General features: G+C 68.6%; 8 protein-coding genes. All 8 read left to right on the forward strand.

The annotated features are described in order from the left end of the window. Positions 1 to 44 precede the first annotated feature (44 nt). Positions 45 to 3944, forward strand: a complete 3900-nt coding sequence (locus AC5I49_RS17610) for a response regulator (protein WP_495789669.1) — start codon at positions 45 to 47, stop codon at positions 3942 to 3944. Beyond that, positions 3937 to 4863, forward strand: a complete 927-nt coding sequence (locus AC5I49_RS17615) for a GGDEF domain-containing response regulator (RefSeq protein ID WP_016447995.1) — start codon at positions 3937 to 3939, stop codon at positions 4861 to 4863. Before AC5I49_RS17610 ends, AC5I49_RS17615 begins: the two co-directional genes overlap by 8 nt. An 86-nt stretch (positions 4864 to 4949) precedes the next feature. Continuing rightward, positions 4950 to 5765 (forward strand): cytochrome C assembly family protein, encoded by an 816-nt coding sequence (locus tag AC5I49_RS17620; protein ID WP_017407444.1) that lies wholly within the window; start codon positions 4950 to 4952, stop codon positions 5763 to 5765. Beyond that, the gene (locus AC5I49_RS17625) at positions 5762 to 6022 is read left to right on the forward strand and encodes a PP0621 family protein (protein WP_017407445.1); all 261 of its coding nucleotides are present in this window, start codon (positions 5762 to 5764) and stop codon (positions 6020 to 6022) included. The genes AC5I49_RS17620 and AC5I49_RS17625 overlap by 4 nt, the downstream gene beginning before the upstream one ends. Positions 6023 to 6024: 2 nt before the next feature. Next, positions 6025 to 7788 (forward strand): sensor histidine kinase, encoded by a 1764-nt coding sequence (locus AC5I49_RS17630; RefSeq protein ID WP_016447998.1) that lies wholly within the window; start codon positions 6025 to 6027, stop codon positions 7786 to 7788. Then, positions 7788 to 9302 (forward strand): sigma-54-dependent transcriptional regulator, encoded by a 1515-nt coding sequence (locus tag AC5I49_RS17635; RefSeq protein WP_016447999.1) that lies wholly within the window; start codon positions 7788 to 7790, stop codon positions 9300 to 9302. Before AC5I49_RS17630 ends, AC5I49_RS17635 begins: the two co-directional genes overlap by 1 nt. Beyond that, positions 9289 to 9930 carry an N-acetylmuramoyl-L-alanine amidase gene (ampD, locus tag AC5I49_RS17640; protein ID WP_495789670.1) on the forward strand — a complete coding sequence of 214 codons (642 nt, stop codon included), beginning with the start codon at positions 9289 to 9291 and terminating at the stop codon, positions 9928 to 9930. The genes AC5I49_RS17635 and ampD overlap by 14 nt, the downstream gene beginning before the upstream one ends. Before the next feature lie 529 nt (positions 9931 to 10459). Further along, positions 10460 to 13378 carry a ribonucleoside-diphosphate reductase subunit alpha gene (locus tag AC5I49_RS17645; protein WP_016448001.1) on the forward strand — a complete coding sequence of 973 codons (2919 nt, stop codon included), beginning with the start codon at positions 10460 to 10462 and terminating at the stop codon, positions 13376 to 13378. Positions 13379 to 13409: the final 31 nt, after the last annotated feature.

Consider the following 13409-nt stretch of genomic DNA (forward strand, 5'->3'; position numbering starts at 1 on the left):
TATCGCCCTGTGCAGTGCCGGCTTGCTACCGCCTAGGAGTCTTCATGCCCGATACGCCGTATGGCCAGTTCCTGGACCGTGTGCCCGACGGTTTTCTTCTGTTTGACGAGCAGGGCTGCCTGCTCGATGCCAATGCCCATGCCTGCGCCAGCCTGGGCCATCACAAGGCCGCCATGCTGGGGCTGGGCATCATGGACGTGTGGCCCGACGCGGACGGACTGCGGCGCGGTCCCTGGCAGGACATGGCCGTGGACAGCCAGGCCCATCTCTGCGGCCGACTGATCCGCCGCGACGGCGCCAGCTTCCCCGCCGAGCTCCATATCTATTGCCAGTCGCTGTCGGGCAGGCGGCTTTTCTTCACCACCTGGCACGAGCTCAGCGAGCGCACCGGCCAGGACGAGCCGATCGGCCAGCCCGATGCGCAGCTGCAGCCGCTCCTGCGAAAAAGCACCGGGCCGTGGCAGGATTCGACGCGCCTGCTGGAAGCCGTGATGCACGAAACGCCCGACCTGGTCTTCGCCAAGGACCGGCAGGGCCGCTACACCTTCGTCAACCCCGCCGCCGCGCGCTTTTCCGGGCGCACGCCCGAAGACATCGTGGGCAAGACCGACCAGGAACTGTTCCCCGACAGCAGCTTCACCCACAGCGACCGCCGGGTGCTGGACAGCGACGCCCCCGTGGTGTCGGAGGATCATTTGCTGGTCAACGGGCAGCGCCGCCTCTTCCAGTCCACCAAAATTCCTTACCGCAATGACGAGGGCCGGACCGTGGGCGTGCTGGGCATTGCGCGCGACATCACCCTCATGCGCCAGACCGAGTCCCAGCTGCAAAAAAGCTACGACGTGCTGCGCCAGGCCGAACAGCTGGCGCGCCTGGGCAGCTGGACATGGGAGCTGGACACCGAGCACTTCCAGGCCTCGGAGATGATGTATGTGATGAACGGCCTGGACCCCCAGGGTCCGCCGCTGACGCGCCATGCCCTGCGCGCCATGCTCGGACCGCAGGATCTTGCCCGGCTCACCGCTGCCGTGCAGCTGTGCATCGGCACCGGCCAGTCCTACAGCCTCGATGTCGTGCACCACTGCCCGGACGGACGGAGGTTCGCGGCCCGCCTCATGGGCCGCGCCCTGCGCGACGAGCAAGGCCGCATCGTCGCGCTCAGCGGCACGCTGCAGGACCTGTCCGAACGCGAGGACGCACGCATGCGCCTCGAAGCCCTGGCCGACAACCTGCCCAGCGGCGCCATCTACCGTCTGGAAGGCGGCCTGGCGCAACTGCGGCTCAGCTACATCAGTGCCGGCATAGAGAACCTGATCGGCGTGCCGGCCCACGCCATCATGGCCGACCGTCAGGCCTACCTGAATGCCATCCATCCCGAGGACCTGCCGCACTACCAGCAGATGCTGCAGTGCTCGGTCGATACGCTGCGGGTCTTCGACTGCCGCTTTCGCGTGATCAGGCCCGATGGAGAGATCCGCTGGCTGCGCTGCCGATCGGCCCCCCGGAGCAGCCACGAGGGCATGGTCTGGGACGGCATCATGCTGGACATCACCCGCGAGCGCGAGGCCGAGCAGGCGCTGCAGCAGGCCAAGGAGGCCGCAGAAGCGGCCGAACGGGCCAAGTCGGATTTCCTGGCCATCATGAGCCACGAAATCCGCACCCCCATGAACACCGTCATCGGCATGACGCGCCTGGTTCAGCAGACCGCGCTGACATCACGCCAGCGCGGCTACCTGGAGAAGGTGGAGCGCTCGGCCAGCGCCCTGCTGGCCGTGATCAACGACGTCCTCGACTTTTCCAAGATAGAGGCGGGCATGCTGGCGCTGGAGGAAGTGGATTTCGCCCTTGACGATGTGCTGGAGACCGTCTCGGCCTCCACGGCGCTGCGCGCAGAGGAAAAGGGGCTGGAAGTGGTCTATGCGCTGGACCCGCACCTGCCGCCCCGGTTGCGCGGCGACCCGCTGCGCCTGGGCCAGGTGCTGACCAACCTGGTCGGCAATGCCATCAAGTTCACCGAGCATGGCGAGGTAGTGATCTCCCTGCATCTGGAGCCGCCGCTGGCGTGCGCGCCGGTGGAGGCCGGCGCGCACGCCACGGCAGCGCCCCTGCACCACCTGTGCGTGAACGTGCGCGACACCGGCATAGGCCTGGATGCATCGCGGGCCGAACGGCTGTTCCAGCCTTTCACCCAGGCCGACATCCAGACCACGCGCCGCCACGGCGGCACCGGCCTGGGCCTGGCCATCTGCCACAGGCTGGTGCAGCTCATGGGCGGCGAGATCAGCGTCTGCAGCCAGCCCGGCCAGGGCAGCAACTTCCGCTTCACGGCCAAGGTCCGGCCTGCCACGGATGCGCCGCTGGACGGCCACGACAACCTGGGCAGCACCGGCGTTCTCATCGTCGATGACAACGCCAGCGCGCGCGAGGCCCTGGCCGCCATGGTGCGCAAACTGGGCATGCGCTGCGATACGGCGGCGGACGGCATGCAGGCGCTGCACATGCTGCAAGAGGCCGCACGCCAGGAATCCCCCTACGGCCTGGCCCTGCTGGACTGGCGCATGCCCGGCATGGACGGGCTGGACCTGGCACGCCGCATGCGCGAGCAGCAGGACCTGGCCAAGACCCCGGCTGCGCTCATGGTCACGGCCTTCGGGCGCGACGAAGTGCAGCTGCAGGCCGCGCAGTTGGGCCCGCGGGGCCTGCTGATCAAGCCCTTGACCGCATCGGCACTGCGCTCATGCATCCGGGAGGCACTGCGGGACCCCGAATCGCCCCCGCCGGAAAGCCCGGCGGCCGGCCCCTCGCCACAGCAGCGCTACCCGGGCCTGCCTGGGCGCAGGGTGCTGGTGGTGGATGACAACGTACTCAACCGCGAGGTGGCCACCGAGCTGCTGGAGCAGGCCGGCATATCGGTACAGACTGCGCAGGACGGTCTGCAGGCGCTGCAGCTGCTGGACACCCAGCCTTTCGATGCCGTGCTCATGGACGTGCACATGCCCGGCATGGACGGCCTCAGTGTCACGCGCACCATCCGCACGCGCAGCGCGCTGCGGCATCTTCCGGTGATCGCGCTGACTGCGCAGGCCTATGTCGAGGAGCGCGCCCGGATCGAGGCCGCAGGCATGAATGCCCATCTGACCAAACCCGTTGACGATGTGCTGCTGTACGAGACACTGCAGCGCTGCCTGCGCGCGGGCCCTCCTCCAACGGCAGCGCTTGCGCCGGCCGCGCCCTTGCAGCCGACGCCGTCAAGCCCTGCCCAGGCCTGGGATCCGGCACGGCTGCGGCAACGCCTTGCCGGCCAATCGCCGCGCATGCTCCACGCCATCGAAGGCTTTGCCCAGGACTTTGCCGATGCGCCGCAACGGCTGCGCGATGCCGTGCGCAGCGGCCATTGGGACACCGTGGCAACGCTGGTGCACACCTTCAAGGGCAGTCTGGGCTACCTGGGCGCGGACCTGCTGGAGCAATGGTCGGCCATGGCCGAGACCGGTGCGCAAGCCTGCCTGTCAGGCGACGGCAATGGCGGCAACGCCCGGCCCGGCGGCGATCTGCAATCCCTGGTCCAGGCGCTGGCCGATGGACTGCAGGGCCTGCTGGCGGAAATCGCCCGGCGGTCCGGGCAGACGGCCGTAGTGGCCGTGGCGTCCGCGGCCGCCGTGACCACTGCCGCGCCCCCCCCGCAGCGGCAGCCGATGACCGCGGAAGAAGTCTCGTCCACCCTGGCTCGGCTGCGGCTGCAGATTGCCGACAGCGACTATGCCGCCATGGCCGAACTGGATCGGCTGCGGCCCCTGGTCGACGGGCGCCATGCGTCCGTGCTGCAGCGCATCCAGCGCTGCACCGAGTCCCTGGAAACCGAGGCGGCGCTGCAGGCGCTCGAACAGCTGGCGCGGAGCATGGCCGTGAACCGGACGGTTCTACAGGGAGCTGCAGATGTTTGAAGCCTTGACCGGGCCGGAACTGCCCACGGTCCTCATCGTTGACGACGAACGGCTGAACCGCAGCATGCTGGCCGAGCTGCTGAGCCCCCACTACCGTGTGCTGCTGGCCAAGGACGGCCCGGGTGCGCTGGTGATCGCCCAGCGCGAAGCCCACCGGCTGCAGCTGATCCTGCTGGACCTGGCCATGCCCGGCATGAACGGCTACGAGGTGCTGGGTGCGTTGCGCGCCCAGGAGCGCACCGCCCATATCGCCGTCATCTTCATCACCGGCCAGAGCAATGCCCAGGCCGAGGAATACGGCCTGCGCCTGGGCGCGGCCGACTATGTCTCCAAGCCCATACGTCCCGCCGTGGTCGAGGTGCGCGTGCGCAACCAGATACGCCTGGCCCTGCAGCGCCAGGCCCTGGAGCGCCTGGCCATGGTGGACGGACTGACAGGGCTGGCCAACCGCCGCCACTTCGACGACATGCTGGAGCGCTCCCACCGCCGCAGCCTGCGCACGGGCGAGTCCGTGGGCCTGGCTCTCATTGATATAGACCACTTCAAGCAATACAACGACTGCTATGGCCATGTGCAGGGGGACGAGGCGCTCAAGGCAGTGGCCGCCACGCTGCAGCGCCATGCGCGCCGGCCCTACGACCTGGCAGCGCGCTTTGGCGGCGAGGAATTCGCGCTCATCCTCCCCGGCGAAAGCGACGCCCAGGTCATGGCCGAGAATTTCCGCCAGGAAGTGCTGCGCCTGTCCATCGCCCACGCCGCCTCTCCCACGGCGCCGCTGCTCACCGTCAGTTGCGGCGTACTCACCGTGCGGCAGCCGTCTGCCGCGCCTTTGGAAACCTGGCTGCAGAAGGTGGACGGCCTGCTCTACCAGGCCAAGGCCCTGGGGCGCAATCGCATCGAGGCAGCCATCGAGCCCTGAAGAAAATGCGCTCCGAACCACGGCACGGCGCCCGGATTCTGAGCCTGCACAACCGGCGGCAGGAAAGCCACAGCTATCATAGAAAGATGCTCTCCGTCCCCCTGATTTCCGCCAACGCATCGCCCCTGGGCTGGATGCTGGCGCTTGCCGCAGCCGTGGCCTATGCCGTGCCGGCCGCCGGTGCCCGACGCATCAGCCATGCTGGCGCCCGCGCCGCATTGCGCCTGGCCTGGGTGCTCCACGCCCTGGCCCTGGCCTGGGGCCTGCTCGGGGAACAGCCGCACTTCGGGTTCGCGCCAGCACTGTCCATGACGGCCTGGCTGGTGCTCACCGTCTATGGGGTCGAACAGCAGTTGTTCCCCAAGATGCGCGCGCAATTGGCGCTGTCAGCGCTGGGCACGGCCGCCGTGCTCCTGGCCGCGCTGTTTCCGGGAACGCCCCTGCATGTCAACGCCTCGCCCTGGCTGCCGCTGCACCTGGCGCTGGGCATTGCCTCCTACGGACTGTTCGCCGCCGCCGTGGTCCATGCCTCGCTGATGACACGCGCCGAGCAGCACATGCGGCTGGGCGGCGGCGGGCATGACAGCGGCCTGCCCCTTCTCACGCTGGAGCGCCTGACCTTCCGCTTCGTGTCCGCAGGCTTTGTGCTGCTCACGGCCACGCTGGCCGCAGGCTGGCTGTTCGGCGAACAGCTCTACGGCAAGGCCTGGGTCTGGAACCACAAGTCGGTGTTCTCGCTGCTGTCGTGGCTGACCTTTGCCGTGCTGCTGATCGGCCGTGCGCGCTTTGGCTGGCGTGGCCGCAGCGCCGTGCGCGTGCTCTACGCAGGCGCCGCGCTGCTGCTGCTGGCCTATGCGGGATCACGCTTCGTGATGGAAGTGCTGCTGGAGCGCGCCGCATGAAGTACCTGCTGGTCCTGATCGTCATCGTCATTGCCGTCGGCGTCTGGCGCAGCCAGCGCCGCACCGAGGCCCGTGAGCGGCGCCAGGCGGCTGCGCCGCGCAACCCGGCCAACCCGGCCAACGCGCCGCTGGCGGCTCCACAGGACATGGTCGAATGCGCGCACTGCGGCCTGCACCTGCCGCGCAGCGAAGCCATCGAGGCCGCAGGCCGCAGCTATTGCAGCGCCGAGCACCGGGCCCTGGCGCAACGGCGCTGAGCATGCAGGACGCCGCCCGCTCCCCGCCGCCCACCATCGACGAGGCCACGGCGCAGTCGCCGCACGACGCCAACGCCCCCTTCGTCCGGCTGTGGCAGGGATTTCTGACGGGCCGCGTTCTCATCGCCACTGCGCTGCTGCTGCTGCAGCTGGCGCTGCTCAGCGTGCAGCCCGGCGGCAATCCCCTGGTCTGGCTGGTCTGCCTGGGCTACCTGGGGCTGACGCTGCTGGTGCGGCTGACCGCACGCGAGCAGCCGCCCTCTGCCCGCGCCGGCGTGCACTGGCTGCCCGTGATCGGCGTGGACATCGCGGCCATCTGCCTGCTGCAGGTGTTGCAGACAGGCCCGCTCAACTACTCGGCCCTGCTGGCCATCCCCATCCTGATTTCGGCCGTGCTGGGCAATCTGACGCTGGCGCTGGCCACCACGGCCAGCGTCACGCTGCTGACCCTGGGCTGGGTCGCATGGCAGGACCTGGCGGGCCGCATAGAAAGTACCCAGGCCTACTACCAGGCCAGCTTTGCCTGCGCAGGCTATTTCGCCGTGGCCTATCTGACGCACGAGCTGGCGCGCCGCGTGCGGCGCGAGCGGCACCTGGCACAGCACAGCAGCCGCAAGGCCCAGGCCCAGGAGCAGGTCAATGCCCTGGTGATCCGCCACCTGGGCGAAGGCGTGCTGGTGGTTGATCCCCAATTCCGCGTGCAGCAGGCCAACCCGGCCGCGCTGCACCTGCTGGGACTGGCCGACGCGCATGCCCTGCCCTTCGCCCTCAAGGAGCACGCCGGCTGGCAGCGGCTGCAGGATGCCGTGGCCCAGAGCTTTGCCCAGAACCTGCCGATATCGGCCGCCATCCATCTGCAGTCCATCGGCCAGGAAGGCATGACGGGACTGCATCTGCGCACCTGGCTGACCGAGGTCGCCACCCCGTCCGACGCCACCGATGCCGCCGAGCCCGCGCTGCTGCAGCAGCTGTGCGTGGTCTTTCTGCACGACCTGCGCGAATTGGAGGCGCGGCTGCGCACGGAAAAGCTGGCCTCCATGGGCCGCATGTCCGCCGCCGTGGCCCATGAGATCCGCAATCCGCTGGCTGCCATCACCCAGGCCAACGCCCTGCTGGCAGAAGATCTGGCGCAGAACCCGGCCCAGCAGCAGCTGTGCCGCATCGTGGGCCAGAACGCCGAGCGGCTGGCGCGCACCGTCGAGGACGTGCTCAACATCGCGCGGGCCCAGCAGCACATTGGCGAGGCCCACGCCGGCCTGCTGGACCTGGACCAGCATGTGGCCCAGGCCTGCCAGGAGTGGCAGGCCCAGGGCCAGCCTGCGCGCAGCATCCAGCTGCTGCTGGACGCGCGCGCAAGGACCGTGGTGTTCGACGGCGAGCACCTGCGCCGCATCCTGGTGAACCTGCTGGACAACGCCCAGCGCTACCGCAGCAACGCCCAGCAGCCGCATACGCTGCAGGTGCTGACCGGCGCGCCGGCCGCAGGCCAGATCTGGCTGCAGGTCTGGAGCGACGGCGCCGCACTGGAGCCCACGGTGCAGCGCCATCTGTTCGAGCCCTTCTTCTCGTCGGAAAGCCGCTCCAGCGGCCTGGGCCTGTACATCTGCCGCGAGCTGTGCCAGCGCTACGATGCAGGCATCAGCTACCAGCGGCTGTCGCGGCCCGCGCCGCACGGCCCTGTCGAGGGCAATGCCTTCAGCATCGTGTTCCGCGCCGGCGCCGCATCGGCTCTGCCGGCCTCCCTGTTTGACCAGATTGTGGTGTGATGCCCTTGAACTCCCTGCCCGCTGCCGCATCGATTCTTGTCGTGGACGACGAGCCGGATCTGCGCACCCTCTATGAACTGACCCTGCTGCGCGAAGGCTACCGCGTGGAAACCGCCGCCAGCGTGGGCGAGGCGCGCGAACAGCTGCAGACCCAGCGCTTCGACGTGGTCATCACCGACATGCGCCTGCCCGACGGCATGGGAATGGAGCTGCTGCAGGACCTGCGCAACCAGCAGCGGCGAGAACGCTGCGTGGTCATGACCGCCTACGGCTCGGCCGAAAATGCCGTCGAAGCCCTGCGCTCGGGCGCCTTCGACTATCTGACCAAGCCCGTGGACCTCAAGCAGTTCCGCCTGGTCGTGGCCTCGGCCGCCCAGGGCGTGGGCGGCGTGCCGCCCCCCGGCGTGATGCCGGCGCGCAGCCCCTCGGCGGCGTCGGCCGCAAGCCCCGTGCTCAGCGGCGGCGGGGCGCTCGACGCCATGGTTGGGGAGTCGCCCGCCATGCAGGCCGTCAAGCAGCGCATTGCCAAGGTGGCGCGCGGCATGGCGCCGGTGCTGGTGCACGGCGAGTCGGGCACGGGCAAGGAGCTGGTGGCGCGCGCCCTGCACGCCTGCAGCCAGCGCGCCCACGGCCCCATGGTGGCCGTGAACTGCGGCGCCATCCCCGAAAACCTGCTGGAGGCCGAGTTCTTCGGCGCCCGCAAGGGCTCCTATACCGGAGCCACCCAGGACCGCGACGGCTATTTCCAGGCGGCACGCGGCGGCACCCTGTTCCTCGACGAAATCGGCGACCTGCCGCTGCCCATGCAGGCCAAGCTGCTGCGCGCCATCCAGGAACGCCGCGTGCGCCCCCTGGGCTCGGCGCAGGAGGAAGCGGCCGACGTGCGCATCGTCAGCGCCACCCACCGCGACCTGGCCGCCGACGTGCAGGCAGGACGTTTTCGCCAGGACCTGTACTACCGCCTCAACGTCATCGAAGTCCTTCTTCCGCCGCTGCGCGAGCGCCGCGAGGACCTGCCCGCGCTGTGCCGTGCATTGCTGGCACGGCTGTCGCAGGAGTCGGGCCTGCCCATGCCCGAGATCGACGAGCGTTCCCTGGAGCAGATCGCCCGCCTGCCCCTGCCCGGCAATGTGCGTGAACTGGAGAACCTGCTGCACCGCGCCATCACGCTGGGCGAGGAAGGGCCGCTGCGCATAGACCCCGAGATGCAGCTGCCCTGCGGCACTCCGCCGGCTCCACCCGCATCGGCGCAGACCCAGGCGCACGACGGCGCCGCACCGCCGCCGGAGCCTGCCGACATGGAGCTGCCCCGCGACCTGCAGGCCTGGCTGGACGAGCGCGAGCGCGGCATCCTGGTGCAGGCGCTGCAGGAAAACGGCTTCAACCGCACGGCCACGGCCGCACGCCTGGGGCTGAGCCTGCGCCAGATCCGCTACCGCATCGACCGGCTGAACATCGCCCTGCCCGGCGACGCCAGCGCCGAGGCGGACGGAGGCGGCCATGGCGAAGCCTGATCCGCAGGCACCAGCCACCACGACCATGGGCCCGGCCTGGACCTGGCAAGGCGGCTGGCTGCAACAGGCACGCCACCTGCCCTCGCCCAACTTCGGCGAGCGCCCGGCCCAGGCCCTGGTCGATCTGGTCGTCGTGCACTCCATCAGCCTGCCCCCCGGCGAGTACGGCACGGGGGCGGTCCAGCAACTGTTCACCAACCAGCTCGACTGGGACGCCCATCCTTACTACCAGGGCATACGCGGCCTGGAGGTGTCGGCCCATTTCTTCGTCACGCGCCTGGGCGAGGTCTGGCAATTTGTGGACTGTGACGCGCGCGCCTGGCATGCGGGCGCCTCCAGCTGGCGCGGCAAGGATCGCTGCAACGACGACTCCATCGGCATAGAGCTGGAGGGCCTGGAGGGACTGCCGTTCGAGTCGGCGCAATATGCGGCCCTGGAGAACCTGTGCGAAGCCATCGCCGCACGCTACCCCGTCGCCCATCTCGCAGGCCATGAGCACATTGCGCCCGGCCGCAAACGCGATCCCGGCCCCGGCTTCGACTGGCCCCGGCTGCGCGGGCTGCTGTCCCGTCACCAGGCCACGGCGAACTGGCAGCTGCCGCCCCGCGCCGGCCAGCCCTCCACGTAAGCACACACCCTCCTACCGGACTGCGCCAGGCCTTGCACGCAGGCCGGCTTGTCCACAGGCCCAGGAAAAGTGCGCTGTCAATCCAGAAAGCAACCCATGTGGCGCGCAGGCGCACGCCGGGCCGGCCTGATCTTTTTTTACAAATTCACGCATGTGTCGCAGCCCCACTGTTCATGGGGCTTTCGGCGGTCCGACCGGCGCAGCGGCAAGGCTGTAGCGGCTTGCGACAGGCCATCGCCCGCCAGCCACCGCGCAGCGGTGATCTGCTGCTATGGGCTTGCATGCTGGGCACTGTTTTGGCGCAGCGCAAACAGCGGTTTTCCGGCCGTGAGTACCCCGTGTACATGAGACGGCGATACACTACAGGTAGTGCCTGAGAGCACGCCGGACACCATATCTAGTGTTCACAAGCTGTGCACACCCTGTGAAAACGGTGTGCACATCCGGCCATCGATTCCATCTCCCAGCAAGCCTGCCCCCAGTGCAGGTCCGCGTCCGTTCTATCCACAAACACCCGTTGAGGAAACTCATGCAAGAAGCACTGAATTCTTTGGCTCCCGCTGCGCACGGTGATGCTGCCAATCCTTCCTCCGCCCATCACCTGTCCGTGCAGGACGGCTACCAGATCATCCGCCGCAGCGGCGACGTGGTGCCCTTCACCCCGCAAAAGATCGCCGTCGCGCTGACCAAGGCCTTCCTGGCCGTGCGCGGCGCCCAGGGCGCTGCCTCCGCCAGCGTGCGCGAGACCGTGGACGAGCTCACCCAGGCCGTGGTGCGCGCCCTGCTGCGCTCGCGTCCGGGCGGCGGCACCTTCCATATTGAAGACGTGCAGGACCAGGTCGAGCTGGGCCTGATGCGCGGCGGCCACCACGACGTGGCGCGCGCCTACGTGCTGTACCGCGACCGCCGCAACCAGGAGCGTGCCGAGCAGAAGAAGGCCGCCGAGGCCGCTGCCGCCGCTGCGGCCGCGCCCGCCCCCGTGCTGCATGTGACCGACAACGGCCAGCGCGTTCCTCTGGACCAGGCCCGCCTGCTGGCCCTGATCGAGGCCTCCTGCCGCAACCTCAATGCCGACATCCAGGCCGCGCCCATCGTTGCCGAGACGCTGCGCAACCTGTACGACGGCGTGCCGATCGAAGAAGTCTTCAAGGCCTCCATCCTGGCCGCGCGCACGCTGATCGAAAAGGACCCCGACTACACCTACGTCACCGCCCGCCTGCTGCTGCACACCATCGTGCGCGAGGTCATGGGCCATGACGTGCAGCCTGCCGACATCCAGTCGGCCTACGCCGCCTACTTCCCCGGCTTCATCCAGAAGGGCGTGGACAACGAGCTGCTCAACCCCGAGCTGCTGAACTACGACCTGCCCCGCCTGGCTGCCGCCCTCAAGGCCGAACGCGACCAGCAGTTCGACTACCTGGGCCTGCAGACCCTGTACGACCGCTACTTCCTGCACGTGCGCAAGACGCGCATCGAGCTGCCCCAGTCCTTCTTCATGCGCGTGGCCATGGGCCTGGCGCTGCAGGAAGAGGACCGCAACGCGCGCGCCATCGAGTTCTACGAACTGCTGTCTTCCTTCGACTTCATGAGCAGCACGCCCACGCTGTTCAACAGCGGCACGCTGCGCTCGCAGCTGTCTTCGTGCTACCTGACCACGGTGCCCGACGATCTGGACGGCATCTATGAGTCGATCAAGGAAAACGCCCTGCTGTCCAAGTTCGCCGGCGGCCTGGGCAACGACTGGACGCGCGTGCGCGCCCTGGGTTCGCGCATCAAAGGCACGAACGGCGAGTCGCAGGGCGTGGTGCCCTTCCTCAAGGTGGTCAACGACACGGCCGTGGCCGTGAACCAGGGCGGCAAGCGCAAGGGCGCCGTCTGCACGTACCTGGAGACCTGGCACCTGGACATCGAGGAATTCCTCGAGCTGCGCAAGAACACGGGCGACGACCGCCGCCGCACGCACGACATGAACACGGCGAACTGGATTCCCGACCTGTTCATGAAGCGCGTCATGGAAAAGGGCCAGTGGACCCTGTTCTCGCCCTCCGATGTCGGCGACCTGCACGACCTCTTCGGCGCAGCCTTCGAGCGCGCCTACACGGCCTACGAAACCAAGGCCGACACCGGCGAGCTCAAGCTGTTCAAGCGCATCCCGGCCGTGGACCTGTGGCGCAAGATGCTGTCCATGCTGTTCGAGACCGGCCACCCCTGGGTCACCTTCAAGGACCCCTGCAACGTGCGCTCGCCCCAGCAGCACGCCGGCGTGGTGCACTCGTCCAACCTGTGCACCGAGATCACGCTGAACACCAGCGACACCGAGACCGCCGTCTGCAACCTGGGCTCGGTCAACCTGGCGCGCCACATCACCAACGGCGCCATCGACCACGGCAAGCTGCGCAAGACCATCACCACGGCCATGCGCATGCTGGACAACGTGATCGACATCAACTACTACGCCGTGCAGAAGGCCAAGGACTCCAACCTGCGCCATCGCCCCGTGGGCCTGGGCCTGATGGGCTTCCAGGATGCGCTCTATGAAATGCGCATCGCCTACGCCAGCGACGCGGCCGTCGAGTTCGCCGACCAGTCGATGGAAGCCATCTGCTACTACGCCTACTGGGCCTCCACCGAACTGGCCAGGGAACGCGGCCAGTACTCCAGCTACAAGGGCTCGCTGTGGGACCAGGGCATCCTGCCGCTGGACACGCTGAACCTGCTGGAGAAGGCCCGCGGCGGCTACGTGGAAGTGGACCGTTCCTCGCGCCTGGACTGGGATGCGCTGCGCGCCAAGATCGGCCAGCACGGCATGCGCAACTCCAACTGCGTGGCCATCGCGCCCACGGCGACCATCTCCAACATCGTCGGCGTCGATGCCTCCATCGAGCCTTCGTTCGGCAACCTGTCGGTCAAGTCCAACCTGTCCGGCGAGTTCACCGTCATCAACCAGTACCTGGTGCGCGACCTGAAGCGCCTGGGCCTGTGGGACGACGTGATGGTCATGGATCTCAAGCATTTCGACGGCTCGCTGCGCCCCATCGACCGCGTGCCCCAGGACGTCAAGAACCTGTACGCCACCGCCTTCGAGGTCGAGCCCACCTGGCTGGTCGAGGCCGCTGCACGCCGCCAGAAGTGGATCGACCAGGCCCAGAGCCTGAACATCTACATGGCCGGCGCCTCGGGCAAGAAGCTGGACGACACCTACAAGCTGGCCTGGCTGCGTGGCCTGAAGACCACCTACTACCTGCGCACCACCAGCGCCACCAACATCGAGAAGTCCACGGTGCAAAGCCGCGTGCTCAACGCAGTGCCCACGGCTGCCGCCCAGCCCGCTGCCGTGAGCACCTCCAGCGCCCTGGAAGCCGCGGCAGCCGCCGCACGCGCCCAGGCCCCGGCGACGGACATCAAGTTCTGCGCCATCGACGATCCCGGCTGCGAAGCCTGCCAGTAAGCCGCGCAGCGCGGGGCCTCGCCACGGCGCA

The organism is Delftia sp. (assembly GCF_059499305.1).

What these genes read in the sequence shown, in the direction of transcription:
- AC5I49_RS17610 (WP_495789669.1), top strand. Translation starts at nt 45, where the DNA reads ATGCCCGATACGCCGTATGGCCAGTTCCTGGACCGTGTGCCCGACGGT.
- AC5I49_RS17620 (WP_017407444.1), top strand. Translation starts at nt 4,950, where the DNA reads ATGCTCTCCGTCCCCCTGATTTCCGCCAACGCATCGCCCCTGGGCTGG.
- AC5I49_RS17635 (WP_016447999.1), top strand. Translation starts at nt 7,788, where the DNA reads ATGCCCTTGAACTCCCTGCCCGCTGCCGCATCGATTCTTGTCGTGGAC.
- AC5I49_RS17630 (WP_016447998.1), top strand. Translation starts at nt 6,025, where the DNA reads ATGCAGGACGCCGCCCGCTCCCCGCCGCCCACCATCGACGAGGCCACG.
- AC5I49_RS17625 (WP_017407445.1), top strand. Translation starts at nt 5,762, where the DNA reads ATGAAGTACCTGCTGGTCCTGATCGTCATCGTCATTGCCGTCGGCGTC.
- AC5I49_RS17615 (WP_016447995.1), top strand. Translation starts at nt 3,937, where the DNA reads ATGTTTGAAGCCTTGACCGGGCCGGAACTGCCCACGGTCCTCATCGTT.
- AC5I49_RS17645 (WP_016448001.1), top strand. Translation starts at nt 10,460, where the DNA reads ATGCAAGAAGCACTGAATTCTTTGGCTCCCGCTGCGCACGGTGATGCT.
- ampD (WP_495789670.1), top strand. Translation starts at nt 9,289, where the DNA reads ATGGCGAAGCCTGATCCGCAGGCACCAGCCACCACGACCATGGGCCCG.